This window comes from Gracilibacillus phocaeensis (genome assembly GCF_900626275.1).
GTDB lineage: Bacteria > Bacillota > Bacilli > Bacillales > Amphibacillaceae > Gracilibacillus > Gracilibacillus timonensis.
In genome coordinates, this window is record NZ_LR131145.1 from 129,218 (window position 1) to 155,856 (window position 26,639).

A 26,639-nucleotide genomic window follows, 5' to 3' on the forward strand; every position below is an offset into this window, starting at 1 on the left:
ACATGTCAAAACTAAGTAAACTTCTAAAGTCGAGAACGGTAAGAGAGGGCATCAGACAAGCACGTAAACACGCCGTACCTTTAATCAAAAAAGAACTAGCAAAACGAAAAGGTACACTCAAAAAGTAATGGAACCAACTAAGTACGAGCGCTATACAGCAACTGTGTCATTTACGAAAAGTAATAGACGTATAAAAGTACGTAAACATCACCCTGATTTACAGCTTTATGGACTGGGACGAAGTGCTGCGATCTTTAAGATAAACAATGAGAATAAAATAATCAAAGTTTTCCATCCAACCTTTGAGCATGCGGCAGAGCAGGAAAAACAAAACTATGAAAAATTACAAGGTAATCATTATTACCCAGTTGTCTACGAATCAGGCAGCAATTATTTAGTGATGGAATATATTGAAGGAAAAACATTCTTTGAATGCCTCGCAACAGGAATTCCCTTGAAACCTCACTATATGAAAGAGGTTGACCAGGGCTTACAGACTGCAAAAGAGGCCGGGCTTAACCCTTCTGACATCCATTTGCATAATCTGATCGTGAACAAAGATGGGGAGGTACGTATTATTGATGTGGCGCGCTTCTCCCAATCGAAAGTCTGCACGCAGTGGGATGATTTAAAACGTGGCTATATGCGCCTTTACTGTCGTCCCTTCTTTCCAAAAAAAGTACCGAAATGGATCATGTATACAACAGCCAAACTCTATCGCCTATATCATAAATGGGGATAAGGAAAAGCAAGCTTGTATGTCCTAAGCTGACAACGAGTTTGCTTTTTCTTTCTTAAAATGATGTCTTTTCTTTATTCCATTCCTCGATAAATTGCTGTATCGATGGTTGTCGCTGGTCGCGCTCGTGATGAATAGCTTTTAAAGCCACCTTATATAACGCCTTGTTAAGCTGCCAGCGTTCCCATTCTCTACTATCATTAGCAAATAAAGCAAAGGCGGTTGCTCCCATCAAGTAGACATTAGTTATCTCATCAATAGCTGCCCCTTGTTGCCATTCTTCTGGCGACATGAAACGAGAACTTCCCCACATTCTTCCGACCTTGTTGATATACGGCATTTTTGCATAAAAATCAATATCGCATATTATTGTTTTCTCTGCCATAACATCATACATAATACTACCGTCATAGAAATCAATCGCCACATAACCTTTTTTAATAACATGATAATGAAAAGATAGGATATCATCAAATATATTTAACTTTATCTTTAACGGCATTTGCATAAATCGTCGTCTTGTCAGCGGATATTGTTTGCCCATACACTCTCCATCTACCCAATCAAATACTACAGCAAAGCCACCGCCAATATGCTCTGCCTGAACATATTTAATTAAATGGGAATGAGCTAGATCTTGATATATTGGTACAATCGACCTCAATCGTTCGATAGCGTCATCTGTTGTACCCGCATATCTCGCGGTTGGCGCCCCGGCAAATTTCACGAAATATTTCTTCCTATGTTTTTCTACTCCAAAGCAGATATTCCCAGAATCTTGATTATCAAACACTTTAAATACCTTACCGTATTGTTGAATAAAAGACATGTCAAAAGGTTCCTTCAATTGATAAGAAATACCGTCTACATATTGCACATAAAAATCCGCTAAATACCACGTAGGCACCACTTGATTCATATCGTTATACCATGACAGGATATCCTTTGTTTGCTGTTTCAACGTCATGATTTGTTTCTCACCGAATGGAATTGCCCAGGGAACGGAAGCCAGCGCATTTGTGGCAATATAAAAAGCTAACCGTTCAAAGAATTCGATAGGTGGTTTTCCAGCAAAATAGCCATTAAGCTGACCCGTTGCGAAATAAGGGCTAACTCCTGCACTCCAAACGATTCGATTGAATTCTTCCCAAGGATCGCCAATATCCAAACGATTGAAGTCAATAATAGACAACGTTTGGTCAGCTGAAATAACCATATTACCAACATGATAGTCACCATGCTGAAAACACTGTGGTCGATTGGATAATAAATAACGATGTTTCTCCACATAATCGATTACTTGATCATCTCCGTCAAAACGGATACCACAAGCCTGATATTTTTTTATTTTATCATCTGCCTTACGATTAAACCGTTCACTCCACTCTGCCTGTCCTTCAGGAGCCGGAATGGAATGAATCATTCGCAGTATCTCCCCTGACTTGATTCCCAACTGATATTGTTCCGTCTCCGGTAAAAGTGGTAAAACCGTTTCAGCATCTTCCCCTTCACACCAAGTAAACAGAGAATAGACCTTCTTATCGTTATCGCAAGTTCCGAAATGCACAGGCCTAGACATGGGTACACCTAAAGCGGCGACCTCTTGCATCCATTCGTATTCATTCTTTTTTTTATCGTATTGGGAAATATCGGCTATACGCAAAAGTAATGTCTGCCCATCTTTCGTCTCTATGTAATACTTTTTATCACTGGACCAGCCCTTATCAATCGGCTCCATCGTTACGAATGAATGGTATCCTGCAATCTCCTCCACCCTACACCTTCTCTCGTTTTTATCGCTTCATGATACTTCCATCTGCTACTTTCCCCATTCCTCTCTCAACACTCCGTAAATAACATGATCCACATAATGATCATATAGCCATTCTGCTTGCCTGATATGCCCCTCGTAGGTAAAACCAAGTCTTTCTGGTATACTTCTGCTTTTATCATTCTCCGCAGCGGCACGAATTTCCACTTTATTCAGTTTTAATTCCCTAAAAGCATAATCAGTTAAGGCCTTTGCTACTTTGGTCATTATACCATTTCCTTGGTAATCCTCTGCCAGCCAGTAACCAATATAGGCGATGCGATTGGACCAATCAAGGTGATTAAATCCCGCCACGCCCACAATCTCCCCTTTAAATAAAATAGCTGCGTTTAAGCTTTTGTTTTCTGCAAAGCCTTGTAAACAGATTTTAATGAACGCAATCGTATCTTCCTCTTTGTTTGTCGTATCTACCCATGAAAGCCATTCTCTTAAATAATTTCTGGAACGATCGGTTAACGAAAAAATCCGTGTACTGTCTCTTAATTCAACTAATTTTAACGACAAGTCTTCATCTATTTTATATACGAACATGATCCTCTCTCCTCACAACATAACGGATAAATTGGGAGTATTTTATCAGATGGGGACAGGAAAGTCTAGACACAATTAAAACTACCATCTGAATAATTTTCGACAATGACAGCTTAATGGTCATAACACTGGTGAATTTCAATATCACCTTAGGTAAATAAAATGACATCCAAATAAGTCTGAGCAACATATTATGAAAACGTAAAATAGAATGTTATATTAGATTAATCAGAGACATTTCGAGGTGTTGATTAATTAAATCAATAAAGGAGTGGAGTAAATGCCAGTCTACAAAATCATATATACAAAAGAATGCGAAAATATCCGTGAGATTCATGCAAGCTCTGAAAAAGAAGCACTGAAAAAGTTCTACGATTGTGACTGCATAAAGGATTATGAATATCAATGTATTGGAGAAGAAGTAATATCCGTAACAAAAGATTCGTAATGGCGTAACCAAACGAATCTTTCTGACTTCTTTATTATATAGAGTCTACAAGATCATGCTTTTCTACTTTGTTTAAAACGTCTTGTAACGATGTATTTGCTAAATACGTATCCATTTCGTTTTCAGCGTTTTTCATGATGTTCTCAACAAGACATTCTACCCCATTATCTTTATCACATCCTTGAAAAAGTGGTAAATCACCTTCAATTGCTTTGGTGATATCTAAGAAACTAATTTCTTTGGCGCTTTTACCAAGTCGAAAACCACCGTAGGCTCCCGAATAGGAAGCAACAAGACCCTTTTTGGCAAGTTTGGTAAGCATCTTAGATAGATAGGAAGGTGGCACATTTCGTTGTTCCGCAAGCTCTTGTAAGCTTATCGTATCCTTTTCATTTTGGGATGCAAGATAAATCATGGTGTGCAGAGCATAGTTGGTACCTTTGGAAAATTTCATTGTATCACCACATTATTTATAGTTTTTACATATAATTATGGCATCACCGTTAAGTAACAGTCAAATGATAATCTATTGGGAACTCCTAATGTATATGCAGCATTTACTTTAATTGTACTAGTCTCAGGCATTCTAACTATATAGGCATGGAATGGATTCGAATCAATCAAAAGTTCAAGACGCTAAAAAAAGCGATGAACTTTTTTTATTTCTCATGATATATCTAGCAAATCATCACTTTACAATGGAGTCTAATGATGAAATATCTCGTTATAATGTTACAAATCAGTGTGTTGTTTCTTTTTAATTATATAGGACTAGCCATTCAGGATTTCTTTTCCCTTGTTATTCCCGGCAGCCTCATAGGTATGCTTTTATTATTTGGACTATTGGTCATGAAGGTTATTCCATTAACCAAAATCCAGACCGGGGTTGATTATTTGCTCAAAGATATTCCCTTTTTCTTTATTCCTGTGACCGTTGGTGTAATGGAATATTTGAATTTCTTCCTTGGGAAAGGGAGTCTGATCATCCTGTTGATTGTGGTGAGTACCTGCCTGGTCATTGGTGTTAGTGGGATAGTGACGAATCAGATGTTAAAAAACAAGGTGATAACAAATGACTAATGTTCTAATTGGAATCTTTATGATCGTGATGACATTTCTGCTTTACCGAATTTCGAAAAAAATATATGGTGAAATCCCAAGTCCATTCACATTGCCTATTTTCTTATCGATGGTTACCATTGTAATAATTTTATCTTTAACGGGGATCTCTTATAATACCTATATGATGGGAGGACAATGGATTGATTTTTTCCTTGGTCCCATTGTTGTTTCCTTTGCCATTCCACTATACAAGGAGCTCGCATTGATAAAAAAATATGCTAATGCGATTGGCACCGGCATATTTGCGGGTGGTTTGACTGGGGTTGTCACTGGAGTTATCGGTGCTAAATTATTAGGTTTTGATAATTGGCTGATTCAAACGGTTGCTGCAAAATCAGTTACTGCACCAATTGCTATCAGTATTACCGAAGCCGCTGGCGGAAACACTTCATTAATCGCTATTTTTGTTATGATTGCCGGAATCAGTGGTGGCATGTTTGGACCCTTTATTTTGAAACTCTGTCATATACAACACCCCGTAGCCATTGGATTGAGCTTCGGCACATCTTCCCATGCTATGGGAGCTGCCAAATCATTAGAATTCGGCAAACTGGAAGGTGCCATCAGTGTATTGTCCATGACGATTAGCGCGGTAGTGGTTTCTGTACTTGTCCCTGTCATCTTACTGTTTATCTAATATATTTTGAAGCTGATACTTGTATTCCAATCCTACGTGGACGTTATTGAGGATAAGCATATAATACGTAACGATCAGGGGCATTTCCGATCATTGAAAAGGGGTAACAGGTTGAGACAGTTAAATATTCATCTTCCCGAGAAGGGTCAATCACTGTTGTATTGTCTGCTGCTACAATTTCATGATCTCTGATTTTATATCTATACGTTCCATACTCCATTTTCACATGGAATTCATCCCCATGTGCTAATTGATCAAAATTTCTGAAAACCGTATCCCTATGTCCCGAGAGGAGAATTTGTTTATTCTGACCAGGCAAGCCTGTATCATGATAATGGCCAACACCTTGTGCGAGTTCTTCTTCATCCGTACCCTCCACTATGGGAATCTCACGATCTAATTTAGGTATATACAGCAATCCAATCGTTTCCCCTTTTTCGTACCCCCTATCTAACACGTCTTCTATCGATGTATCTTTACGTTTCTGGTTCTCTGTTGAAAACAGTGTTTGCGCTTCAGAGAGTCTTTCTTGTTCCTTATAAGCGGAACTCCACCATTGATAGCCTCCAAAAGCTAAGGTAACAACTCCTACCATGATAAGTGTCCAGGAAAGTAGCTTGAGCATCCGATTCACCTCTCAAAAATCGCTATTTTGAATATTAACCTTTTAAAATATCATGCTTTTATAATAGATTCTGTGATGGTCATACTATCTTTTACTGATTGAATCATACCACAATTTTTATTCATTAATTCCAGCGCTTTCTTTAACTTTTCTTCCGTTGCGTTGCTTGAGATAACTGTATAGATTAGATGTAGTTCTTGAATACGATTAGCAACGGATGGGTTTCGCACGATATCGGCTGACACATGAATATCGATAAATGTAAACCTCATCTTCTCTAATATTTTTCTAAGCGTCAGACCACTGCAACCTACAATAGATGATATCATCAGCTCATAAGGTCGATAACCAAGTTCTCCTTGTCCAGAAACCGGGAGATCTCTATATTCGGTATCCACTTGAAACCCATACTCAGTCATATAATATGTAAGCATTTATCTGTCTCCTTTCATAACTACACCTAATAATAACCTGTTTATGTGAAAGTTTCATGAAAATCATCGATAAATTTGCTTTCTATCATCATTACATTAAAAAACGTGTGGCAAGCAAAGACTTGCTTGTCACATGTTTTTGTTACATTTATAAGTTCAACTTATATATAAATTACATACTATTTACATTCCATTCATATTTCGTTAAAATTCTTCCCCTACAATGAGACTAGGTTCCATTTAGAAGGAGGATGAAGGAATGATACGAAAGCTTGGATTTGCTGCGTTAAGTGCAGGACTAATCTTCTCTAGCATTAATATTACGTCCGTTAACGCAGATGGAAACAGCCAGATGAACAATAGGGAGGAAAATGGTAAAGCAGAAAATATCATTTACATGATCCCAGACGGCTTTAACGCTGATTACGCAACCAATTATCGTTATTTCAAGGGTGAAGAGGCCGTGTGGGATCCACATTTACAAGGCATGTTTTCTACACACTCCGCTGATTCCAACATTACAGACTCCGCAGCAGCAGGAACAGCCATGTCAACGGGAGTGAAAACGAATAACGGTACCATTGGAATAGATCCAGAAGGCAATACACAGCAGACTATTTTAGAAGCCTCAAAAGATCAAGGCATGTCAACAGGCCTTGTTGCCACGTCTACTATTACCCATGCAACCCCGGCTGCCTTTGGTGCGCATGTAGATGATCGAAACAATGAAACGGAAATTGCCAGGCAGTTAATAGATAATGAGATTGATGTGTTACTTGGCGGCGGCAAAAACAATTTCCTACCAGAATCAGAAGGTGGAAATCAGGAAGAAGCCCATGTGCTCCAGCAAGCGGAGGAACAAGGATATCAGCTGGTAGAAAATCGTAATCAATTGATGGAAGCAGACATCGATGTAAACAATGAAAGAATGCTAGGTTTATTCGCTGATGAAGCCTTGTCCCCTGAGCTGCATCGTGACACCGAAGAAGAACCTAGTCTTGCAGAAATGACGCAAATCTCCATTGATACACTAAAAAAAGATGAAGATGGTTTTTTTCTTATGGTAGAAGGTAGCCAAATTGACTGGGCTGGCCACGATAACGATGCTGCATGGGCGATGACGGATGTAGCAGCATTTGAAGCCGCTGTTCAAGCAGCGATCGATTTTGCTGAAAAAGACGGGAATACGCTGGTAGTTGTTGGAGGAGATCATGAAACAGGTGGAATGACGGCAGGTGCCAATGGTTCTGGAACAGCCAATCCAGAACTGCTTCAAAGTGTAACCGCAACTGGTGAGAATATAGCAGCCGAATTAAATGAAGATCGCTCCAATGCGAGTGAGGTTGTGAATCAGTATTCAGGTATGGAGTTATCAGAAGAAGAGGTTCAATCGATCCAAGAAGCAGAGGATCCTAAAATGGCCATCAATGCCGTCATCAGCTCAAAGGCTAATGTCGGATGGACAAGCACCAATCACACTGGAGTGGATTTACCCCTCTACGCATATGGTCCTGGAGCTGATCAATTCACTGGATTCCATGATAATACCGATTTACCAAAAATCATAGCAAAGGCTATTGGCGCCCACTTTCACGGAGACATCAGCCAAAAGCAGTCAGAAGGAACGACATATATAGTACAACCTGGAGATACCTTATTTGAAATTGGACTCACCTATAATTATTTATGGACAACCCTACAGGAGATCAACCAATTTCCAAATCCAGATTTAATTTATCCAGGAGATGAAGTGTATGTCAGATAAGTTTCTAACCAAATGATAGATGACCAGATTTCATTGAAAAACCCCTGTGCATGCGAATTCTACTAACATGCACAAGGGTTTTTTCTACCATTAATTTACACCGCCCCTTGTAATTTCCCTTGATAAATGGCAATCAAGCCTGGTAACTGTTGAATATCCTGTGGTGTGATAAGCTCTGGCGGCTTATCAAAGGAAACAATACCAGCTTCTATCAACAGATAAGCTACAAACTGAGAACAGAAGTATGCATTGGAGCGTTGGATTGGCTTATTAAACATTAAGCCAAATAGCCCCCATAGGTTATAGTGATAAGTGTTTTCCCTGCTCCTAAAAAAGTTTAATGTTCCTTGCAGTTTTTTAATTTGCTTGGCATTAATAGGATAAGCATAAATCGAGCAGTCTGCTTCTAGAAAGAACCTCTCTTGTATATTTTCTTTCACGAACCCGCCCCAAAAAGGGTTACGGTGATGCTTTCTGCCAAAGCTGTATGTTTCATTTAAATTTACATCCAAGGCCACGGAAACATGATTATATTCTGCTTTCGTGTACAATCCAATAGCCTTGGTCAGTAATGTACCCGTGTTGGTAAATAGCAGATAAATGTGTTCTTGTCTCATCACTTTTACCTCCTATTGATGATTTGATCGTCATTCAAGTACATCCTTATGCTCTATATTTCTTATCGATACATACGAAGCAACCACACCAATGATGGTAAATGTCACAGGTACACCAATAATGGAACCTATCGATAGGTCTTCATTACTTGCACCGAAAAAAGCTGCAATGATAATGGATGTAATAATCGTCGTTCTAACCGACTTTTTAAGCAATCCCAAAAATAGGGGAACTAAGCTGATACCGCTGGCAGAAAAATCATATAGGGTTGTATTTCTAAAATGCTCTATCACCATTTGAATCGTGATGTTCCCCTCGATAAAATGCAAGTTGTTATCTAACATCGTTAAAACAACAGTTGCAAAAATTCGTGATAGGAGTATCGAGAAAAAAGTAAAGCATATGATCATCAATAACTTGGAGCACATTAATTTTTTTCGGCTAACTGGATACGTAAACATCAAAGTGATGGTTTTGTCATTATATTCTTCAATAACTAATCTTGAAATTAATACACCTGAGAATACAATGAACACCATTCTTGTAATACTATCAACTAAGAAGAAGAAATCTGTACTGCTAGCAGTATACAACTCCCTGTCGACATATAACATGAAGAATAAAAATCCGCTAATAGCCAAGCATGCTGCTAAAGCGTTCCTTACATACCGCGCAACATTTAATTTTTTCATTTCCAAACGCATTAACTTAAACATTTTTCCTCACCCCTCTTCCTATTATCATTAAAATACATCCTTATGTTCCATATTTCTTATCGATAAATACGTGGCAGCAGCACCAATGACGATAAATATCGATGACCTGACAAGGAAAGAACGGATGGATAGGTCTGGCAGCTCTTCGTTACTTATACCGAAACAAATGGCAATGATAACAGAGGTGATGATTGTTGTTTTAACAGATTTTTTGAGCACCTTTCCTTACCATTTTTATCAACGGAATAATTATGGATGTCCACCTTCAGGTCCTTATAATGGATAACATGGTCTTCTTGCTTCGTTTCAGAATAATTTGCAGTACATCTTAATACCGCTTTCACCTGGCTACTATTTTTATACGTATTCTCTAAATTTTAACACATTATTTTTGGATGAAAAGAAAGACTCTTTAGGTATGGAGATTTATTATTATTCATTTAGCAGGATGAAAAGTATAAGAAATGAAAAGAAATTTTAGATGAGCAGTTACGGGTAACGTTAGCAGAATTCAATGGAAAGAAATAGCTATCTTTACGGATAAAGCAGACAATCGAAATCAGAAACTTCTTTACTCTAAATAGTAATGGAGTTTTTTTATTTAAAATAATTGTTTGGAAATATAGAAAATAAATAACCGAAGCGATGAATGAAGCACTTCAACATTTAGATGCGGAATATATTGATCTCTTCTATTTGCATCGTATTAATCCAAAGGTCGCTGTTGCAAAAGTGGCTTTTTCATTTAATATTTGCTTCGTGCAATTTGTTGTTGTATCTTCTTTTCTTTCATACTGTATTTTTATTATTATTCTGTCAATACCCCTAATCACTGTTTCATCTTTTATCGTTAAACGTTGATGAGCGTTTCTTGCATAAAGTACTAGAGAATTATTGGTATCCTGTAACAAATTATCACGTAACTGGCCTGCCACTTGTCCGGCAGCTCCTAGAATTAATACTTTCATCATTTTTCCACCTTTCTGTTCTGATTCGCTAACAAGTTAAATCATACTTTCCGCTTAGCAGAAAGTATGATTAGTTGACCTGTTATAATCGTTTAAATATCTAGTTTCCGCGTACTAAGCGCTTTAACCATCTCCGGATCACGGTGGGAAAAGAACAAGCTTTCTTTTTCATTTAACGTTGCAATCTTGCCCATATCTTTCTCACTTAATTCAAAGTCAAAGATATTGAAATTCTCTACCATTCTTTCTTTACGCACGGATTTCGGAATAGCAATAACGTCTCGTTGCGTTAACCAACGCAACACGACTTGTGCGACAGATTTGTGGTGTTCCTCAGCTATTTCTGCCAATGTCTCGTTATGGAACATATTATTTTTACCTTCTGCAAATGGTCCCCATGCTTCTATTTGCACATTGTTTTCTTTCATAAAGGCTGCATTTTCTATCTGTTGATGGAATGGGTGTGTTTCCACTTGGTTGACGGCAGGAGTTACTTCATTTTGAACGATGATATCCATGAGACGATCTTCCTGAAAATTACTCACTCCGATTGCTCTTACCTTTCCTTCATGATACAGTTCTTCCATCGCACGCCAAGCACCGTGTACATCACCATAAGGCTGGTGAATCAAATACAAATCTAAATAATCTAATTGTAGTCTTTTTAATGAATTGTCAAAAGCCTTCTTGGTAGCTTCATAACCCGTATCCTGCACCCAAAGTTTCGTTGTGATAAATAATTCTTCTCTCGGCACACCACTTCGCTTAATCCCTCTACCAACTGCTGCTTCATTCAAATAGGACGCTGCCGTATCAATAAGTCGATAGCCGGTATTAATTGCATCATATACCACTTGTTCGCACTCTTCTTCATCTTGAATCTGGAATACACCAAATCCTAATATTGGCATTTCCACTCCGTTATTCAATGTTACATTTCTCATGATAAATTCCTCCTTTGTATATTCAGCCATCCTTTTCGATAACATAGTGTAGGTCTTCCAATAGCTTCATATTTATTATGAACCATAGGAGAAGCTAAACGGTAGCCTATTCATGTTATATGATTGCCTAATCCTCTTATGTTCAAGAAGATGCTACATTACAAGAAAGACAACAGCTTTTAATGGATGAACGAGATAAACTACGCGATCGAAAAAAAAGAAATAGACGCTACCTTGATCAAACTGGATAATAAAGTCGATCATTATAACAGTCTTATTTCTCAATATAAAGATACAATTAGTTGAATCAATCGGGTTGTACTGGCTGTTTGATCTCCTTAGAATCTCACAGCCAGCTATCCTGTGACCAATTAGTATGTACAAAGCAATGTTTTTAAGCGGCAAATTCAGTAACTAATAGCTGCCTGATTGGTTGATGAACACGTTTCTTCCTCCAAGTTTTGAGCTGAATTACCGTTACGGTCCTTCTCTTTCCGTCATTTGCCTCGGCCGCTTCACCAAAAGAAGGAAACAGGAGAGAAGGACAACACTCACACATACCCAGTTCAAGTAACGAAACCCTGCCACTTCTGCTCCAAATCCACCCAACAGATTACCGCCTAATCTCCCAAGCGTACTGGCATTGGCATAGAGTGTTGCCGCAACTCCAGGAGAATCAGGAAGGAAATCGGCAAAATAACTTAACCCATTTCCCATCACAACGGCAACAAACGTGGCTTGGAGAACTTGGGCGGCAATCAACTGCCAGGAAGCTGTCGCCATTCCCAAGACAGAGAAATAAAGCATCGAAACTACACAACCGATAAGTACAATATGATGATTAGCTATTTTTTTGCCTAATGCTCCAAAGGTTAACATAATAGGAATTTCCAGTCCCGCACATAAACCAACCATCAGACCTACATCGGCATGACTTCCATTTAATTCATGTATCACAAATAATGGTGTATTCATTCCATTAACCGCATTTACGGAAAAAAGCAAGATAAAAGCTAAGAATGGTAGAAATAATCGCTTCGTTTCTGTTGAAAATAAAGTTGGCCGTTTAGTCTCGGGTTTTCGTATCATTGTCATTTTACGTTTTGGCAAAAAAATAAAAACGAGTAAAGCAAGGAGGACAAAAATAGTGGATGTACCCAGAAAAAGGCCTTTATAATCAAAGGCTGCCAACAACAAAGTTCCAAACAATGGTCCAATTAAAAATCCTAATGAGAATAAGGAACGCAAGGTGGATTTGGCGAACGTCTTATCATCTGAGTTACTTTCACTGGCGGATTCGTGGGCATAAGCAAACATTTGCGGCATCGCTGCAGCACCCAGTCCATTAAAGAAACTAACGGAAAGTAGCAATCCTAAAAACGATTCAAACACCAAATAGGACGCATAACCGCAAGCAGAAGAAAGCATTGCCGCCAAAATAAGCCACTTGCGATCCATCCCATTATCGGAATAATTGGCAATCATCGTATTAGCAATTACTCCAGATAGAGAACTGATCGCCATAAATATCCCAAATGTCCCCGTGCTCATACCGATGACACCTGTACCATATAAGGAAAGATACGGCATCGTAATCGAAACGCTTGTGCCTACTAATAACATACAGATAATAAAAAGGCCAAAATGTTTAATTTGAAATAACTCTTTGAATCGGCTTAGCAATACTTCCACTCCCCTACATACATCTATTTTCTCTTTTTATTATGCAACAAAAAAGAAAGGAAATGGTAGCCTATTTCCGCTAAATGATTGCCTAATACTCTTATATGGGTTATATTGTAGGAATAACCATAACCAATAACGCAAGGAGGAATTTTCTAATGTCTGAACAAATCAGTGGACAGCAGAAAGAAATCGCCCAACTCATTGAACGTCATTCCACACAAGATGGAACACATACAACAGCAGTACCCAATCTATTCTTCTCTCGCACTCCTACCACAATCGGCCCAAATTATGGAACTTATAGTACCTCTTTATGCTTTATCGCTCAAGGTATGAAAGAAGTATTTCTAGCCAAAGAACACTATACCTATGGCCCGAGCGATTATCTAATTTCTTCTGTTGATTTACCGGCCAGCGTCAGCGTCACCAAGGCTTCACCAGATCAGCCTTACTTAGCTATCAAACTAATATTTACACCAAAGGATATTTTAGAAGTATTACGTGAATATCAAATGAACCCTGCTAGAAAACAAAAAGCAAGGCGAGGGATGTATGTCAACAGAATAGAAGCACCATTATTAGATGCTATCAATCGGCTGGTTCACTTGTTAAATACTCCAGAAGATATCCCAATTCTTGCACCATTAATTACAAAAGAAATTATCTATCGAGTGTTGCGAGGAGAACATGGAGAAGCTCTGAAGCAAATTGCCATTGAAGGAAGCTCCACTCACCAAATTAACCATGTCATCAAACATATTATGCAACATTATACCGATGCTTTTAAAATCGAAGAACTTGCAGAAATGGCCAATATGAGTGTGTCTTCTTTTCATCGTACATTTAAAGCAATAACTGCTATGAGTCCTATTCAATATCAAAAACAACTTCGGCTACAAGAAGCTCGAAATTTATTATTATCTGAGTCTGGGGATGCGGCAGATGTTGCCTTTCGAGTAGGTTACGAGAGCCCCACTCAGTTTAGTCGGGAATATGTCCGTATGTTTGGATTCCCGCCAAAAGAAGACGTGCGGCGCTTGAAGATAACATAAAGGTAGAAGAGACTATTGGTCACAGTGTAGCAGATACATGACCTGCCACTGCAGTAACAATCTCTCCTGTAGCTTTCTGGTATCCCTTGGATTAATCCGCCTCTTTCCCTTTACCTTTCGAATGAGTGGGATGTGCTCCTGGATATTTCCGTTTATCTCCTGCATGTAATTCTCGGTTTTCATAGGTGAAAGCGCTCGTTACATGCTGACCTTCTTCCCAATTATCACTCTTCCCTAAAGAACCTTCCAGTGCTGATCCATAAGGTCCTTCTGGAAGCTCCTCCGAAGTCAAATCCTCTTTCTGTGATTGCACATTCTTAAAATCTTCATATTGATCTTTTTTTGGTTTATCTTTCATTTTCACCCTATCCTTTCCTTTATCAATGATTATTTGACTGACTGTTTCCTTATTTATTTTCAACAAGCCTATTTTCTTTATGCATATTTTCAAAAAAAAATTGAGCTTATTCAGATAAAAAGAGCTCCAGCCATAACTGAAGCTCTTTCACGTATCTTATCCATCCAACGATCGTTGTCTTCTATAAAACCTTATAAACCAAATACACACACCGATTATGATAAGTAATAAACCAATCGATAAATAATTAAACATATTCGTAGCTGTGTTCGGCATAAACCATTTAGAATCAGCATTTGATCCTTTACCTTCACTATCAGATGTTTTGTCTGTATCAGATTGATCACCCATCACTGGAGTAGATTCCTCGTGTTCATCTATCTCCTCAAATGCTGCGAATATACTCAGATGGTGTACGGGAGCAGTTACTTGATTATTGGCGAATTCACTTCCGTTAACTAGTTCCCATTCTTTCACATCCTCATTGGAATAATATAAATGAAGATGTTCAGGGATGGTAACCTTGTCAGTGAAGACGTCTAACGTGAAAGTAATTGGTTCTGCAAATTGATTAATCTGTGTATCATCTTGCGTCACGGTAATGTCATATACGTTACTCAACGCATCTTCGATTTGTTTCAAGCGTTCCACCTTAATGATAACATCGCCTGACTCATTAAATGCAGACGCTGGGATATCCAGTGATAGATCACCTTTTTGAATCGTTAGCATGATATTCTTTTCTTTTATTAGATCAACTTGTTCCTCCATTAATTTCAGTTCAACGATGGTTAGGTCTGCATAGGCATTCAGATCAACGATGATATTACCATCACTGATTATTTCATGGAATACATTATCATCAAGCATAGCTTGGTTATTTTGTACTTCAGGTAAAATGGTTTGCTTTTTATTGTTAGGCAGTGCCTCATTCGGATCTTCATCAGGGTTCTTGTTATTTTCATCAGCACCAGAATCACCGTCATTTACACCACCAGTGTCTTCTCCATTTTCATCATCAGGGTTTTCACCTGGCTCTTCTGGATTAGGAACCTCTGGTACTTCTGGTTCTGGCGGTTCAATGATTTCTCCATCAATGGTTTGGAAGCTCCAAATATCTGAACGAACCTTACCACCGAAGTCATCTGTTACGATAACATACCAGAAATATTCACTATTTGGGGCTAAGTTTTCCCAGACGGCTGTGGCTGTTGCCCCGCTGTCGACTTGCTCAACGGAATCAATCAAATGATCAGTATACACATTTACCTCGACATAGTCTGTGGCGACTTTTTTCAACTGAGGTTCTAAATCCCAGTCCAGATTAAACGCATCTTTCTCTGGATGTTCTTCTGGATCATAGTAATTGTATTCATCCATATAAGGAGAATAGGTCTGAACCTCCATTTGATTGGTCTCCATGTTGAAGTTTAACAGCCGCATATATCCTTGGCCGCCTTCTGGACCACCTTGATAGTCAGCGAGCAATTGATAAACCGTGCGCTCCGCAACACCATCGCCATCATCATCTATTTCATCGATTAATTTCTGGCTATTATGATAATGGCCAGAGAGAACAGCTTGCACATTCTCGTTTGGTACCACCACTTTCTCAAAAAGCTCATCTCCGATCGGACCTCTTGTACCACTGGCTAGCAAATATTCATGAAAGCCCAGAATCGCTTTATGGTTTGGATGCTCTTCTAATACATTATTCAGCCAATCAATACCAGCCTGATCGACTCCCCATCCCATATAAGCAATAATAAAGTCATTCCCATTCACCGAAATAAGATCATAGTGTCCCCGATTATTCTCATAAGACCCGGCAAAATAAGGTCGATCTGCAAACCGATGATCGCCAAAGTACGTATAATAATTTGTATAATTATTATCCTTTTGATCGACGTCATGATTTCCAGCTAGAACACCATATGGTATGTTGGCATCATCAAGAACTTTCATTGACTTATCTCCAACTTCCCATTGATCAAAATCATCCCAAATATTAACGATATCTCCGGTATGGATGACATACTCAAGATTCAGTTCTTCTTGATTGGCTGCTATCCAATCCACTTGTTCTTGATAAATATTTGGATAGCTCTCCGCGTAGTACTGGGTATCCGACATCCATACAAAAGTGAAATCTTCTCCAGGATTCGCTATTTGGTCTTGAACAATGACACTTACCTTACCATCTTGTAAGTATGCCTCACCCGTCACCGAACCAATCAGTTCAAAGGCCTTTTCACCAGCAATGACCGATGTAAGCTCATCCCAGCCATTGGTAGTATGGTTCCAAGCATACATCGTTACCTTTCGACCTTCTAATGATGAGCCATTCCATACCATCTCGATTTCATCATCAGGCTGAACATTTTCATCAACGGTCACGTCAAAGCGATGATAGGGAAACTCCGTTGTTGATTCCGTTACCACTTCTTTGCCGTTCAAATCGGTGAGATGTGTCCGTTCCCCTTCTGTAAAATGTGTTTCTCCTTCTGGTGAAAATTCTCCCGGTGGCTCTGTACTCACACTATTTTGCGAAATGGTGAGATTTTCTGTGTCCTCTGACGTGTACTGATACGATTGATAAAAATCAACTTTCATCTTGTCACCAGTTGGATCATTTACCTTCACTGATAAATCTGCTTCTACTGCATCCGGCTGGCTCTCCATCCAATCTGGAAGCCAAGGATGTTCCTCTGCGACAAGGAATGTTACGGTCTCTGTTCCGGTATTTCCTGCTGCATCTGTCGCCGTATAGATGACTTCATGTTCACCTGGTGAAAGCTGTGCAGACGATGTTTCATAAGGGAGTGTGATATTGCCTCCATCTAATGTTGCCGTCATTACTTCCACATCACTGGCGTCTTCCGTTCCTGCATGGATGGTAAAGTCACCCTTAAACTCTTTTCCTTCTTCTATACTTGGCTTGATGACTGGTGCCGTATTATCCACTATCACATTTGCTGTTGTGTCGTCATCACCTAATGCTGCCTTTATTTCATGTGTCCCATCTGCAACGGTGGTTGTGTCAAATAAATAGGCAAGGGAAGCAAATTTATCTTGGTCCAGCGTAAAATGGAAATCGTAAACCGGATCTTTTCCAGTGCTGTCACCGATAGCATAATTCGTTTCTGGATTCGAGTAGTCTGGATCATAAATGACAGTGCCATCTTCCAATACCAAGCGAACGTTTTTGATGGTAAAATCATCCCGATTTTCCGCGGATGTTTCATCAAATGGACTTACCTTATTTCCAGCACGGATCGTGATAGTATTCTCCCCCGGTGCCAACATATCTGGAGGAATAGGAACCGTTAGAGTAACAAAATCCGTATACGTATCATCAAAAATTTCTAAAATTTCATCGCCCATTGTCACCCCATTTTTGAAATAAATGTTTGTTTCACTTACATCAAAGGCAAAATAAGCTTCTTTTTCCATTGCCATAAACGTATCTGTCACTAGTTCGTTATCAAGGAACAATTGCAGATTCTCAGTATACGCATCTTCTGTCGCTTTGATGACTTTTTCACCAGCAAGTAATTCATCTTCCTCTACATTTAAACGAAGTCCTGTTTCTACATTCTCATGTTCAATGGGAATGGTTTTTATTTCAGTAGAGCTTTGATTACGTCCATCCGATGCCTCAAAATAATATTCAAGTTCCTGCTGTCCAATTAGTTCTGGTTCGTAAATAGTATGTTCATACGTATTATCTGTTTGTCGTTCCAAGTTTACTTGTCTAAAGCTCTCGCCAGCCATTGTACGGTAAAAAAGACTAACAGATTTCACTCGGATATCGTCTGTGATAGTTGCTGTAATTTGAGCAGCTTCCTCTGACGTTATCGTTTCTTTTCCTGTTGTATCTTCAATGTTCGGTTGCACAGTGTCCTCAGCCAATTGTACTTTTTCTTCCGGTATTTGCTCTGGCATCACTTCTCCAGGTGTGGCGTCCAAAGCACCTGCACTGATCTTTCTTAACGATTGACTACCATCACTAGGATAGCGGAATAAAACACCTTTATTAGCAATCGTGTCATCTACTCCGACCTCATCCATATAAGTTACATTAGAAAGTTCATCTCCACTTTTTGTTGCCATCACAAGGGAACGCTCTGCACTATTGGACATACCGCTATTATATATTTTTATTAAATTCGCACCTTCTGTCAGGTTTGTGCCGTAATGGTTGTTAAAATCCACGCTTGTCAAATCAGGATTCCCCGAATTAATAATCCAAAAAACAACTGTTTCCCCAGACGGAATCATAATATCCTTCTGATCCGAAGGTGTGTTCCAAAGTACATCTCCTGCTGGTCCGGTATTAGGATATCGATAGCGCACGGTATAATCCTGATAATTAATCGCCTCTGTTGTATTATTATATACTTCTATAAACTCATAGGCATCCGAACCATTTGCATTGGTTGAATCCGGCACCACTTCTGTTATAAATAGGGATGGGACGGATTGATAGTCTATTTGCGCTTGTGGAAGATCGAACTCGGCATGTTCTGACGTTGCTTTGCCTGCTTGGTTCGATGCTACAATATAGTAGTGCAACTTATTACTCCATATTTCTGTACGAGGGATACTCGCCATATAGATGCCAGCAGTTTCTGTCTCTTCCATCATAACGGAATCAAAACCCATGGATTCTGCTTGGCTTACATAAAGATTAACCCCTTGTAAAGCTTGCTCGGAAGTCACTTCAAGCTGCATCGTTATTTCTTCATCTGTCACGTCTATGTCAGGTTCGCCAATCTCTGGTAACTCTGCCTCCGTTTGCACCTTCACAGGATCTTGAGGTACTTGCTCTGGGAAAACGGTCAGTGGAGAAACACTTTCTGCAACACCAACCTTTTGCATATCAACTCCTTTTTCCGGATATTTATACATAATACCCTGATCGGTAAATACATCATTCGTGCCATCATTATAGGAAGCTTGGACAATTTCATTGCCAAATTCATCTGCAACAATCAATGTTCGCTCACTTCCATTGGCCATTCCGCTGTTTGAAACAATGGCCACTTGATCCTCGGTCAACTCAAGCCCATACTGTTGATTAAAGTCATCAAGTGTCGCCTGTTGATTGCCATCATTATGAATCCAAATGATAAAACTTTCCTGTGAGGCAATCATCTTATCATCGGTAATATCCCAAGTCTGATCAGCCGTTTCCGTCGGATAGCGGTAGATAATCTGGTAATCCTTCATATTGATAGGCTGATCTGTATTGTTATAAACCTCGATAAACTCATAGGCGTCTGCACCATTCCTATTTACTGTATCTGGTACTAATTCCGTAACCAGTAACTTTGGCATGGTTTGCGGGTCAACTGACGGTTGTGGAATTACGGCTTCATAGGTTTTTGTTGTCACCGTATCACTGTCAATAGACGCAGTAAAATGATACTGAATCTGCTCATTCCAAATCTGACTGCGCGGAATGGTAAGTTTATAAATAGAATCTTCTGCTAATTCCATGGGTAAAACTTGTTCTGTAAGGGCACTACTTTGGCTAACATGAACGAGCACTTCCTTCAATTCATCGTCAGAGGTTACTTCCATTTCTACCGTAACTACTTCATCTGTTAAAGAGATGGAAGGTTCACCCATAATAGGAAGCTCTGCATTCGCTTTCTTATCCGTTTCTATGTTCGACGGTGCATTTGTTTCCCTGTCTGTTTCCGTATTTATTTCCTTATCTACTTCTGTGTTTGTGGTCTGTTCTTCTTCATTATCGGCTGTCTCTATCTCAACTGGTTTACTTGGCACTTGTCCATGGATAAGCGCTAATGGTGTAGCTGTCTCCCCAAGCCCAACATACCGCATATGATGTTGTTCAGATGGATATTGAAAAACACTTGTCTGGTTATCTTGATCCTGTTTATGATAAGCAGCACTCACGATTTCTTCACCTGCATCATTACGAATCGCTATGGTTTGTTCATGATTATTTGCCAGGCTGCTTTCGATTATTGTCAAACGGTCTTCTGTTAATGCAGCATCAAAATTTGTATTAAACTCATCTATTGTTCTTGCTTTATCTTGGGTCCAGATGATAAATGTTTCTTTGGATGGGATAACTTTGTCCTCCGTCAGGTCCATCACCTGATCTGTTTCGTTGTTTGCCTCTTGATAAGACAGTTGATAATCCTTAACATTTATTGAATGATCACTATTATTGTAAATTTCGATAAACCCGTAACCATCAGGTTGTGATGCAATTTCTGTAATAAGTACAGGGGGGAGTCCCTGTGTTTCTGGTTCTTCTGTTTGTACGGTTGCTTCTATGTAGCCTTCTTCAGGGTATGTCAGTTCTTGCCCATCTTCACCTTGAGCAATAATGTTATACTGAAATTGATCGGACCAAATATACTCTGTTGGAACTGCCACCGTATAGTTATTCGTTCCTTCATCTTTTGTGAACGACAGCTCCTGCACAGCCATCTGTTCTCCTGTTTCAAATTGTAATATCACATTCTCTGCATTTTTAACCTTCGCTTTGAGTGTGACATTCGCCTCGCCATCCATATTTGTTACCGCTTCGTGCTCTATCGCCAACTCTTTAACAGACTTAGCATCTTGATCTTCTTCTTTTTGTGTTTCCTGCTTTTCCTCTATTACATCAACAATATACGGTAAAGAAGTAATACTTTCTTCCTCATTTGTGACCTCAAACCAATATTCTAAGTTAGAACCTGAGATAGCCTCTCCTGGAATGACTGCTGTATATCGGTCTGTATTCTCTGAAGGTTCCATTGGCAGTTCTATTTCTTCAGAATCCACGTCTTGCTTATACAACAAAACAATTTCCTCTGCCTCTTGCATGCTAACTTCTACTTGGAAACTCTTATTTAGTGTCAACTGTTTTGGCTGTTCATGCTGAATGGGTAAATCCTTTTGTTCTTTCTCTGGTTCGGTATCCTGTTCGCCTGCTTTTACATCTGACATTTTCATCGTTGCTGCAGAAATGGGTACCACTCCATGCAAGAATGTCGTAAATAAAAGCATAATGACCATGATTAGTGCAAAAGTTCTCTCCATGCTCTTCCCCCTCCATAATTAAATTTGCATTCAAACTTAACTATAGATTTTGAATATTAACCATGATTAAATAAAACATGAAGATTCTGTAAAGTTTTTAGGACCGAGCTAAAATAACTAAAAGAAAATTCTAATGTTACCTTTTGCAATCTGTGACTGAATATGCAGGAGGCTTCAAATTTATTGGATGTATTTTTGTGACCATCTATTTTACATCCTTTTTTATTACTGTACACTAACCTTTTATGCGCAAAGGCTTATCTGATTACAAAATGAATAGTAGAACGGTATAATTGTTGACATATGATATACCCTTTGTACTATTCTAAGCTAGGAACATTTTATGGCTATTTAGTTGAAAATTCCTACCTATCCAGTGATAAAGTATATATTCCATTCCGGTTGATATCATATCCCAATGTACTGGCCACAGATGTAAAAATGCATGATCAAAGTTGGTCATCATATACACGACAGTTGGAGCAACAAACATTAAGACAAGGATAATCCCTAAAGAAGCACTGGTATGTTTGGTCAAAACGAATAACAGAGAAACGACGGAAACAACACTAATCATGGTCAAGAGTGATAGCGCCATACCTAGCAAAAAACTCATTATTTTTAATCTGCTGAACAACTTTATCACTATCCTCATTAATGTCACCAATCGCGATTTTCGCCCTACATTCAGCATATTTTAGAGCAATTACTTGTCCAATTCCTGTGGCAGCACCGGTAATTAAGACGAGACTATACTTGCAAAATCTTATTCTTGTGTCACCTCTATTATCCTCCATTTAAATTGTATAATCATTTATATATTCCCGTAATTTTTTGTTTATGCATATTCATTCAGATGCATAAACAAAGTCATTAGAATATATAAATAAATCGATTTAAAGGTTTTAAAGTAGTATAATATTCGTATATACTACTATTAAAAAGTCTATATAATAATGGTTCAAACAGGTGGCTTTGACATCAAATGAATGAAAAACGTTTTGACCATTTTTTGTAAGACATCTATTATTTTAAAATGATTAGAAGATAGCAGTTAGTTCAATGACTAGGGGTAGGTGATCTATGTATGCTGTCAAATGCAGTGAAAGAACAACTTATTGAGAAACTCGAACAGGAATTAAATCCAGCTTTTATTCTTCTTTTCGGTTCGTTTGCAAAAGGAACAAATCATGAAAAAAGCGATATCGACTTAGCTTATTTCAGTGATAAAAAGTTATCTTCATATGAACGATTTATATTGACGAATGAACTTGCTTTAATTGCTAACTGTGAAGTAGATTTAATAGATATTAAACAAATTGATACAGTATTTACGATGCAAATTTTTTCACAAGGTAACCCGATTTTTATAACAGACGAAAATGAATATATTCGACAGAAGATGTGCGCATATAGTATGTATGCAAATTTAAATGAGCAACGTGCACCGATTATTGAGGCGATTAAGGAGAGAGGGAGTGTGTTTGGCCATGAATGATATCATTTTAAATAAAATTACAACGATTGAACGATGCGTAATTCGTATAGAAGAAGTGTATGAAGATAATCCGGAAAACTTGTCCGATTTCACCAAGCAAGATAGTATTATATTAAACATTCAACGTGCCTGTGAGACAAGTATTGACCTTGCGATGCATCTAATTAGTGAACGTAAACTCGGTATTCCAAAAACAAGTCGCGCGGCATTTAAAATTTTGCAAGAGGAAGGCATAATTGATAGCAGCTTAGCTACAACATTAATGAATATGGTCGGATTTAGGAATATTGCCGTTCATGATTATCAGGCATTAGAACTCGATATTCTACAATCCATTTTAGAAAAACATATCAATGATTTTTTAAAATTTACGAAGATGATATTGAAAATGGAACAACAGTAGGCGAGTAACTACATATATCAAGTTGAGGAAATGAATCACATCAAGCTAATTGGACACCAGATGAATATAAGGTAGAAACAGAGCCACACCATAGCTGCAATAATAGCAAGCAGTTCCCAAGTAAATTCTTTCAAATAAAGGGCAACTGCACTACTATTGATAATTACAACCGCGAACAAGCTTAACTTAGAAAATGGAGCAAGCTTTTTGCTGAACGTTTGTATATTTCCTTTTTTGAATTCGTTAAGCAATAAATATGGCTAGTATGGATGGCAAAACAATCATCCACAGTAAATCAATAACGATTGAAAAGGTATCAATTGATATTGTTTCACCCACAAAAAAATACAATACAGCAGGTAAAATGAGAGATGCTAATAATGTATCAATTAAAATGATGGAAAAGCCTAAAGGGAAGTTGCCTTTACACATGTTAATCCAAATAATACTTGTTATCTCTGTTGGAATCGCTACAGATTTAACTACTTTTTTTATTTATATATTTATGTTTTGTATAATCCTAACATGTATATTTCTAGACATAGGAAGAAAATCAAATTACTCATAAACCTTTATTAAATTCTTTTCTGGCTCTTCTTCATCCTCTAGCTTTTTCACGGAAATACGGTTTTTACGTTTATAAAAAAATAATTTCTCTTTGATTACAATTCGACACACGTATTGTCATAATGGTTCTGACTCATCGCCGTAATAATGATTATTCTTTTACTTTATAAATAAATTTTTATTCTATCTCCCAACACGCAACGATTCTATCGGAATACTTTTTATAAAATGCTTTTCTATAAAAGTAAGGACTTCATCGTTTCCAGGCAAGGTGACATGTTCAATCGCCTCATTAACACTCAACCATTTATATTCACTATGTTCATGGTTTAATATTACATCCTGTTCGTCAGACACATATCCTACAAATACTGGTGCAATATAGATATAGTTCTCATTAGGTGAGTAAAATTGATCGAATTTATTTGAAGTGTATAATGAAATCTTCGTGATTGCAGTTTCCTCTTCAACTTCCCTTAATGCAGATTGCCAAGCCTTTTCTTCTTCTTCAATGCCCCCTCCAATATAACACCACATATCTTGCAAAACAGGAGTTGCTCGTTTTAATAGAAGCACTTTATACTCATGTTCAATTTTTTTCAACAAAACCACTGCAATCCCTTTACATCTAAGTGGCACTTCGAACTTCTCTTTAGTCATTTTACACCTACCAACTCAAGATTGATCTTTTAATTTTATTATGTTCCCTCATACCAGATTGACTCATACTGAAACATTAATCTGCTTTTTATCACTTTTTTACGTCCATTTTCACCATGTAGTAAACATTGATAACATCTTGAAACTAAAGATTTCTACATTATTTTCCGTTCTACCGAAACGACTACTTCACAATGTGTGGTAATTGCTATTGGAACGCAATTCGTTTTCCTCGTTTTCAGTATTGGAATACAATTCATTAAAAGATTCCTTTTTTTTATTTTTTCTCGGAGGTTTAAAACTATTTCCATCTAATGAATCGACTGTTCCAATTTTGTAAATAAATGTTAACTTATATGGATTGTCATTTCCTTCATTATCCACACCACCAACTATTACTTTCTCTATTATACTTTCAAAAACATATCGATCAAAAGTATTTAGACCATTTTCTTTTTCTAGTAATTTTCTAAATTCTAACAATCGTTCTTTAATATCTTTTTCATCATCAAGACTTGATTGTAAATAGGCTTTTCTTCGTTTCTTGTCATCGAGTTTTTTGATTGTCTTATTATATTTATCTTCATATGTTTCTTTATCTAGCCTACCCTCTATATGCATATCAATCAACTTATTTTTCTTTTTCTCTAAAGCTTCAATTTCTATCTCAATTTTAGAAACCTTCTCATATGCTATATTTACACTTAAACTCTCTTCCATTCTTTCCAAAAATTCTTCTAAGACATCTTGATTATTATTACACATAAGACGATAACTTTCTAAAAATGCTTTTTCAATTATTTCTTCCTGTATCCCTTTACTCTCTGGGCAATATTGTTTTCCTTTTTTTGTACTAGTCATACAATGCCATATTATTTTATGATATGAACTGCCACCATGCCAACTTCGTCTCGACAATATGCTTCCACAATAAGGACATTCAAGCAAACTGCTAAAAGCGTACTTACGACTATACTTTTCCCTCTTGCCACCATTTCTGTCTACTCTAAGTTTGTTCCGATTCCTGCGTGTTCTAATCTCTTCTGCTTTTTCAAAAATTTCAGCACTGACAATTGGTTCATGGTTATTTTTTATATAGTATTGATCTTCTTCTCCAAAATTACTTAATCTACGTTTTGTAATAGGATCAACTGTAAAGGTTTTCCCCATTAAAAGATCACCTTTATATTTCTCATTCTTAATAATACGAAGTATAGTTGCGTCTTGCCATTTTGTATTGCCTTTTTTTGTTTTATGGCCTAAAGCTTCCAACTCTTTTGCTATCATCTTTCCTCCTGCACCCTGCACATATCTTTCAAATATATATCGTACTATTTCTGCTTCTTTTTCATTTATAGTAAGCGTTTTATCTTCCGGGTTATAATCATAACCAATGCAACCTTGAAAACCTATCAGCTCCCCTCTGCTCATTTTCATTTTTAAGCCTTTTTTTACATTAGCAGAGATATTTTCAACTTCCTGTTGAGCAACCGAACTCAATACTACAAGTAACAATTCTCCATCCATCGTAAGCGTATTAATTTTTTCATCTTCAAAGAAGACTGCAATATCTTTTTCTTTAAACATTCGAACGTATTTAAGCGTGTCTAAAGTATTTCTTGCAAAACGAGATATTGATTTGGTAATAACCATATCAATATCTCCATTCATACAGTCATTTATCATTCTTTGAAAATCTTCCCGCTTAACCGTTTGTGTTCCTGTAATCGCTTCATCAGCATAAATACCAGCAAATACCCATTCCGGATTGTTATTAATTAAATCCTTATAATAGGTAACTTGTGACTTATAACTACTTAATTGATCCTCATCATCTGTACTAACCCGACAATATGCAGCTACTCGACGCTGTTCAATAGCTTTGCCTCGCCGATGGCTAAAACGGGAATTGTTTCCTTTTATAATTTCAACCTCTGACATTACAAATCCCTCCTTGGATTTTATTACCAAT

At 37.8% G+C, this 26,639-nt stretch carries 26 protein-coding genes; 10 read left to right on the forward strand and 16 right to left on the reverse strand.

The window, feature by feature from the left end; all coding sequences use genetic code 11:
- Positions 1 to 2: 2 nt before the first annotated feature.
- Both E0E32_RS22680 and E0E32_RS16755 read left to right on the forward strand, forming a co-directional pair.
- On the forward strand, positions 3 to 128 hold the full coding sequence (locus E0E32_RS22680; RefSeq protein WP_262361269.1) for a hypothetical protein: 126 nt from the start codon (positions 3 to 5) through the stop codon (positions 126 to 128).
- Positions 128 to 742 carry an RIO1 family regulatory kinase/ATPase domain-containing protein gene (locus E0E32_RS16755; RefSeq protein WP_066186137.1) on the forward strand — a complete coding sequence of 205 codons (615 nt, stop codon included), beginning with the start codon at positions 128 to 130 and terminating at the stop codon, positions 740 to 742. The genes E0E32_RS22680 and E0E32_RS16755 overlap by 1 nt, the downstream gene beginning before the upstream one ends.
- Before the next feature lie 52 nt (positions 743 to 794).
- Here the strand turns inward: E0E32_RS16755 and E0E32_RS22845 are convergent, their stop codons facing one another.
- Together E0E32_RS22845 and E0E32_RS16765 are read right to left on the reverse strand one after the other, a co-directional pair.
- Complete coding sequence (locus E0E32_RS22845; RefSeq protein ID WP_066186143.1) at positions 795 to 2,513, reverse strand: phosphotransferase; 1,719 nt, start codon at positions 2,511 to 2,513, stop codon at positions 795 to 797.
- 45 nt (positions 2,514 to 2,558) lie between these two features.
- The gene (locus E0E32_RS16765) at positions 2,559 to 3,101 is read right to left on the reverse strand and encodes a GNAT family N-acetyltransferase (protein WP_066186146.1); all 543 of its coding nucleotides are present in this window, start codon (positions 3,099 to 3,101) and stop codon (positions 2,559 to 2,561) included.
- Positions 3,102 to 3,381: 280 nt separating this feature from the next.
- On the opposite strand from E0E32_RS16765, the gene E0E32_RS22345 reads away from it, so the two are divergent.
- Positions 3,382 to 3,549, forward strand: coding sequence for a hypothetical protein (locus E0E32_RS22345; RefSeq protein WP_161485664.1), 168 nt, complete (start codon positions 3,382 to 3,384; stop codon positions 3,547 to 3,549).
- A gap of 34 nt (positions 3,550 to 3,583) precedes the next feature.
- Here E0E32_RS22345 and E0E32_RS16770 read toward each other — a convergent pair whose 3' ends face one another.
- On the reverse strand, positions 3,584 to 4,003 hold the full coding sequence (locus E0E32_RS16770; protein WP_066186150.1) for an RrF2 family transcriptional regulator: 420 nt from the start codon (positions 4,001 to 4,003) through the stop codon (positions 3,584 to 3,586).
- A 257-nt stretch (positions 4,004 to 4,260) separates the two neighbouring features.
- Between E0E32_RS16770 and E0E32_RS16775 the strand changes: the two genes are divergently transcribed.
- The gene (locus E0E32_RS16775) at positions 4,261 to 4,629 is read left to right on the forward strand and encodes a CidA/LrgA family protein (protein ID WP_066186152.1); all 369 of its coding nucleotides are present in this window, start codon (positions 4,261 to 4,263) and stop codon (positions 4,627 to 4,629) included.
- Positions 4,622 to 5,308 (forward strand): LrgB family protein, encoded by a 687-nt coding sequence (locus E0E32_RS16780; RefSeq protein ID WP_066186154.1) that lies wholly within the window; start codon positions 4,622 to 4,624, stop codon positions 5,306 to 5,308. The genes E0E32_RS16775 and E0E32_RS16780 overlap by 8 nt, the downstream gene beginning before the upstream one ends.
- A gap of 43 nt (positions 5,309 to 5,351) precedes the next feature.
- Here the strand turns inward: E0E32_RS16780 and E0E32_RS16785 are convergent, their stop codons facing one another.
- Both E0E32_RS16785 and E0E32_RS16790 read right to left on the reverse strand, forming a co-directional pair.
- The gene (locus E0E32_RS16785; RefSeq protein WP_066186158.1) at positions 5,352 to 5,933 is read right to left on the reverse strand and encodes a class D sortase, LPxTATN-specific; all 582 of its coding nucleotides are present in this window, start codon (positions 5,931 to 5,933) and stop codon (positions 5,352 to 5,354) included.
- A 50-nt stretch (positions 5,934 to 5,983) separates the two neighbouring features.
- Positions 5,984 to 6,367, reverse strand: a complete 384-nt coding sequence (locus tag E0E32_RS16790; protein ID WP_078059878.1) for an OsmC family protein — start codon at positions 6,365 to 6,367, stop codon at positions 5,984 to 5,986.
- A 259-nt stretch (positions 6,368 to 6,626) separates the two neighbouring features.
- Between E0E32_RS16790 and E0E32_RS16795 the strand changes: the two genes are divergently transcribed.
- Positions 6,627 to 8,132, forward strand: a complete 1,506-nt coding sequence (locus E0E32_RS16795) for an alkaline phosphatase (protein ID WP_066186160.1) — start codon at positions 6,627 to 6,629, stop codon at positions 8,130 to 8,132.
- Between the two features lie 95 nt (positions 8,133 to 8,227).
- Here E0E32_RS16795 and E0E32_RS16800 read toward each other — a convergent pair whose 3' ends face one another.
- Complete coding sequence (locus E0E32_RS16800; protein WP_130860289.1) at positions 8,228 to 8,749, reverse strand: hypothetical protein; 522 nt, start codon at positions 8,747 to 8,749, stop codon at positions 8,228 to 8,230.
- A gap of 30 nt (positions 8,750 to 8,779) precedes the next feature.
- Positions 8,780 to 9,466, reverse strand: coding sequence for an ABC transporter permease (locus tag E0E32_RS16805; protein ID WP_066186168.1), 687 nt, complete (start codon positions 9,464 to 9,466; stop codon positions 8,780 to 8,782).
- Positions 9,467 to 9,536: 70 nt separating this feature from the next.
- On the opposite strand from E0E32_RS16805, the gene E0E32_RS16810 reads away from it, so the two are divergent.
- The gene (locus E0E32_RS16810) at positions 9,537 to 9,752 is read left to right on the forward strand and encodes a hypothetical protein (RefSeq protein ID WP_165445065.1); all 216 of its coding nucleotides are present in this window, start codon (positions 9,537 to 9,539) and stop codon (positions 9,750 to 9,752) included.
- 406 nt (positions 9,753 to 10,158) lie between these two features.
- Here E0E32_RS16810 and E0E32_RS16815 read toward each other — a convergent pair whose 3' ends face one another.
- The 3 genes from E0E32_RS16815 to E0E32_RS16825 all read right to left on the reverse strand — a co-directional run bounded on the left by E0E32_RS16815 (position 10,159) and on the right by E0E32_RS16825 (position 13,001).
- Positions 10,159 to 10,434, reverse strand: a complete 276-nt coding sequence (locus tag E0E32_RS16815; protein WP_066186171.1) for a Rossmann-fold NAD(P)-binding domain-containing protein — start codon at positions 10,432 to 10,434, stop codon at positions 10,159 to 10,161.
- Between the two features lie 92 nt (positions 10,435 to 10,526).
- A complete protein-coding gene (locus E0E32_RS16820; protein WP_066186174.1) occupies positions 10,527 to 11,378 on the reverse strand; it encodes an aldo/keto reductase in 852 nt (283 codons plus the stop codon).
- Positions 11,379 to 11,855: 477 nt separating this feature from the next.
- The gene (locus E0E32_RS16825; protein ID WP_078059889.1) at positions 11,856 to 13,001 is read right to left on the reverse strand and encodes a sugar efflux transporter; all 1,146 of its coding nucleotides are present in this window, start codon (positions 12,999 to 13,001) and stop codon (positions 11,856 to 11,858) included.
- A gap of 218 nt (positions 13,002 to 13,219) precedes the next feature.
- On the opposite strand from E0E32_RS16825, the gene E0E32_RS16830 reads away from it, so the two are divergent.
- Complete coding sequence (locus E0E32_RS16830; RefSeq protein WP_066186181.1) at positions 13,220 to 14,116, forward strand: AraC family transcriptional regulator; 897 nt, start codon at positions 13,220 to 13,222, stop codon at positions 14,114 to 14,116.
- A gap of 91 nt (positions 14,117 to 14,207) precedes the next feature.
- Here E0E32_RS16830 and E0E32_RS16835 read toward each other — a convergent pair whose 3' ends face one another.
- From E0E32_RS16835 to E0E32_RS16845, 3 genes are all read right to left on the reverse strand, one after another.
- Entirely contained in the window at positions 14,208 to 14,537 is a 330-nt protein-coding gene (locus tag E0E32_RS16835; protein WP_434059218.1) for a hypothetical protein, read from the reverse strand.
- A 93-nt stretch (positions 14,538 to 14,630) separates the two neighbouring features.
- Positions 14,631 to 21,539: a lamin tail domain-containing protein gene (locus tag E0E32_RS16840; RefSeq protein ID WP_130860292.1), complete on the reverse strand. Its 6,909-nt coding sequence runs from the start codon at positions 21,537 to 21,539 to the stop codon at positions 14,631 to 14,633.
- Between the two features lie 569 nt (positions 21,540 to 22,108).
- Positions 22,109 to 22,336, reverse strand: coding sequence for an SDR family NAD(P)-dependent oxidoreductase (locus E0E32_RS16845; protein WP_066186195.1), 228 nt, complete (start codon positions 22,334 to 22,336; stop codon positions 22,109 to 22,111).
- A 290-nt stretch (positions 22,337 to 22,626) separates the two neighbouring features.
- Here E0E32_RS16845 and mntA point away from each other — a divergent pair, with 290 nt between their 5' ends.
- Together mntA and hepT are read left to right on the forward strand one after the other, a co-directional pair.
- Positions 22,627 to 23,037, forward strand: a complete 411-nt coding sequence (mntA, locus tag E0E32_RS16850; RefSeq protein WP_066186198.1) for a type VII toxin-antitoxin system MntA family adenylyltransferase antitoxin — start codon at positions 22,627 to 22,629, stop codon at positions 23,035 to 23,037.
- Positions 23,030 to 23,440 carry a type VII toxin-antitoxin system HepT family RNase toxin gene (gene hepT / locus E0E32_RS16855; RefSeq protein ID WP_066186200.1) on the forward strand — a complete coding sequence of 137 codons (411 nt, stop codon included), beginning with the start codon at positions 23,030 to 23,032 and terminating at the stop codon, positions 23,438 to 23,440. Before mntA ends, hepT begins: the two co-directional genes overlap by 8 nt.
- Before the next feature lie 243 nt (positions 23,441 to 23,683).
- Here hepT and E0E32_RS22685 read toward each other — a convergent pair whose 3' ends face one another.
- The 3 genes from E0E32_RS22685 to E0E32_RS16870 all read right to left on the reverse strand — a co-directional run bounded on the left by E0E32_RS22685 (position 23,684) and on the right by E0E32_RS16870 (position 26,608).
- Positions 23,684 to 23,872 carry a hypothetical protein gene (locus E0E32_RS22685; RefSeq protein WP_235817427.1) on the reverse strand — a complete coding sequence of 63 codons (189 nt, stop codon included), beginning with the start codon at positions 23,870 to 23,872 and terminating at the stop codon, positions 23,684 to 23,686.
- A gap of 318 nt (positions 23,873 to 24,190) precedes the next feature.
- Positions 24,191 to 24,667: an NUDIX hydrolase gene (locus E0E32_RS16865; RefSeq protein WP_066186205.1), complete on the reverse strand. Its 477-nt coding sequence runs from the start codon at positions 24,665 to 24,667 to the stop codon at positions 24,191 to 24,193.
- 189 nt (positions 24,668 to 24,856) lie between these two features.
- Positions 24,857 to 26,608, reverse strand: coding sequence for a recombinase family protein (locus E0E32_RS16870; RefSeq protein WP_066186208.1), 1,752 nt, complete (start codon positions 26,606 to 26,608; stop codon positions 24,857 to 24,859).
- Positions 26,609 to 26,639: the final 31 nt, after the last annotated feature.

Bases quoted from the DNA above. Each gene is read 5' to 3' on its own strand.
- E0E32_RS16795 (WP_066186160.1), top strand. From the start codon at position 6,627: ATGATACGAAAGCTTGGATTTGCTGCGTTAAGTGCAGGACTAATCTTC.
- E0E32_RS16815 (WP_066186171.1), bottom strand. From the start codon at position 10,434: ATGAAAGTATTAATTCTAGGAGCTGCCGGACAAGTGGCAGGCCAGTTA.
- E0E32_RS16785 (WP_066186158.1), bottom strand. From the start codon at position 5,933: ATGCTCAAGCTACTTTCCTGGACACTTATCATGGTAGGAGTTGTTACC.
- E0E32_RS16865 (WP_066186205.1), bottom strand. From the start codon at position 24,667: ATGACTAAAGAGAAGTTCGAAGTGCCACTTAGATGTAAAGGGATTGCA.
- E0E32_RS16870 (WP_066186208.1), bottom strand. From the start codon at position 26,608: ATGTCAGAGGTTGAAATTATAAAAGGAAACAATTCCCGTTTTAGCCAT.
- E0E32_RS16775 (WP_066186152.1), top strand. From the start codon at position 4,261: ATGAAATATCTCGTTATAATGTTACAAATCAGTGTGTTGTTTCTTTTT.
- E0E32_RS16830 (WP_066186181.1), top strand. From the start codon at position 13,220: ATGTCTGAACAAATCAGTGGACAGCAGAAAGAAATCGCCCAACTCATT.
- E0E32_RS22345 (WP_161485664.1), top strand. From the start codon at position 3,382: ATGCCAGTCTACAAAATCATATATACAAAAGAATGCGAAAATATCCGT.
- E0E32_RS16840 (WP_130860292.1), bottom strand. From the start codon at position 21,539: ATGGAGAGAACTTTTGCACTAATCATGGTCATTATGCTTTTATTTACG.
- E0E32_RS16800 (WP_130860289.1), bottom strand. From the start codon at position 8,749: ATGAGACAAGAACACATTTATCTGCTATTTACCAACACGGGTACATTA.
- E0E32_RS16790 (WP_078059878.1), bottom strand. From the start codon at position 6,367: ATGCTTACATATTATATGACTGAGTATGGGTTTCAAGTGGATACCGAA.
- E0E32_RS16820 (WP_066186174.1), bottom strand. From the start codon at position 11,378: ATGAGAAATGTAACATTGAATAACGGAGTGGAAATGCCAATATTAGGA.
- E0E32_RS22685 (WP_235817427.1), bottom strand. From the start codon at position 23,872: ATGTGTAAAGGCAACTTCCCTTTAGGCTTTTCCATCATTTTAATTGAT.
- E0E32_RS22680 (WP_262361269.1), top strand. From the start codon at position 3: ATGTCAAAACTAAGTAAACTTCTAAAGTCGAGAACGGTAAGAGAGGGC.
- E0E32_RS16805 (WP_066186168.1), bottom strand. From the start codon at position 9,466: ATGTTTAAGTTAATGCGTTTGGAAATGAAAAAATTAAATGTTGCGCGG.
- E0E32_RS16755 (WP_066186137.1), top strand. From the start codon at position 128: ATGGAACCAACTAAGTACGAGCGCTATACAGCAACTGTGTCATTTACG.
- E0E32_RS16825 (WP_078059889.1), bottom strand. From the start codon at position 13,001: ATGTTATTAGTAGGCACAAGCGTTTCGATTACGATGCCGTATCTTTCC.
- E0E32_RS16780 (WP_066186154.1), top strand. From the start codon at position 4,622: ATGACTAATGTTCTAATTGGAATCTTTATGATCGTGATGACATTTCTG.
- E0E32_RS16845 (WP_066186195.1), bottom strand. From the start codon at position 22,336: ATGGAGGATAATAGAGGTGACACAAGAATAAGATTTTGCAAGTATAGT.
- E0E32_RS16765 (WP_066186146.1), bottom strand. From the start codon at position 3,101: ATGTTCGTATATAAAATAGATGAAGACTTGTCGTTAAAATTAGTTGAA.
- mntA (WP_066186198.1), top strand. From the start codon at position 22,627: ATGCTGTCAAATGCAGTGAAAGAACAACTTATTGAGAAACTCGAACAG.
- E0E32_RS16770 (WP_066186150.1), bottom strand. From the start codon at position 4,003: ATGAAATTTTCCAAAGGTACCAACTATGCTCTGCACACCATGATTTAT.
- hepT (WP_066186200.1), top strand. From the start codon at position 23,030: ATGAATGATATCATTTTAAATAAAATTACAACGATTGAACGATGCGTA.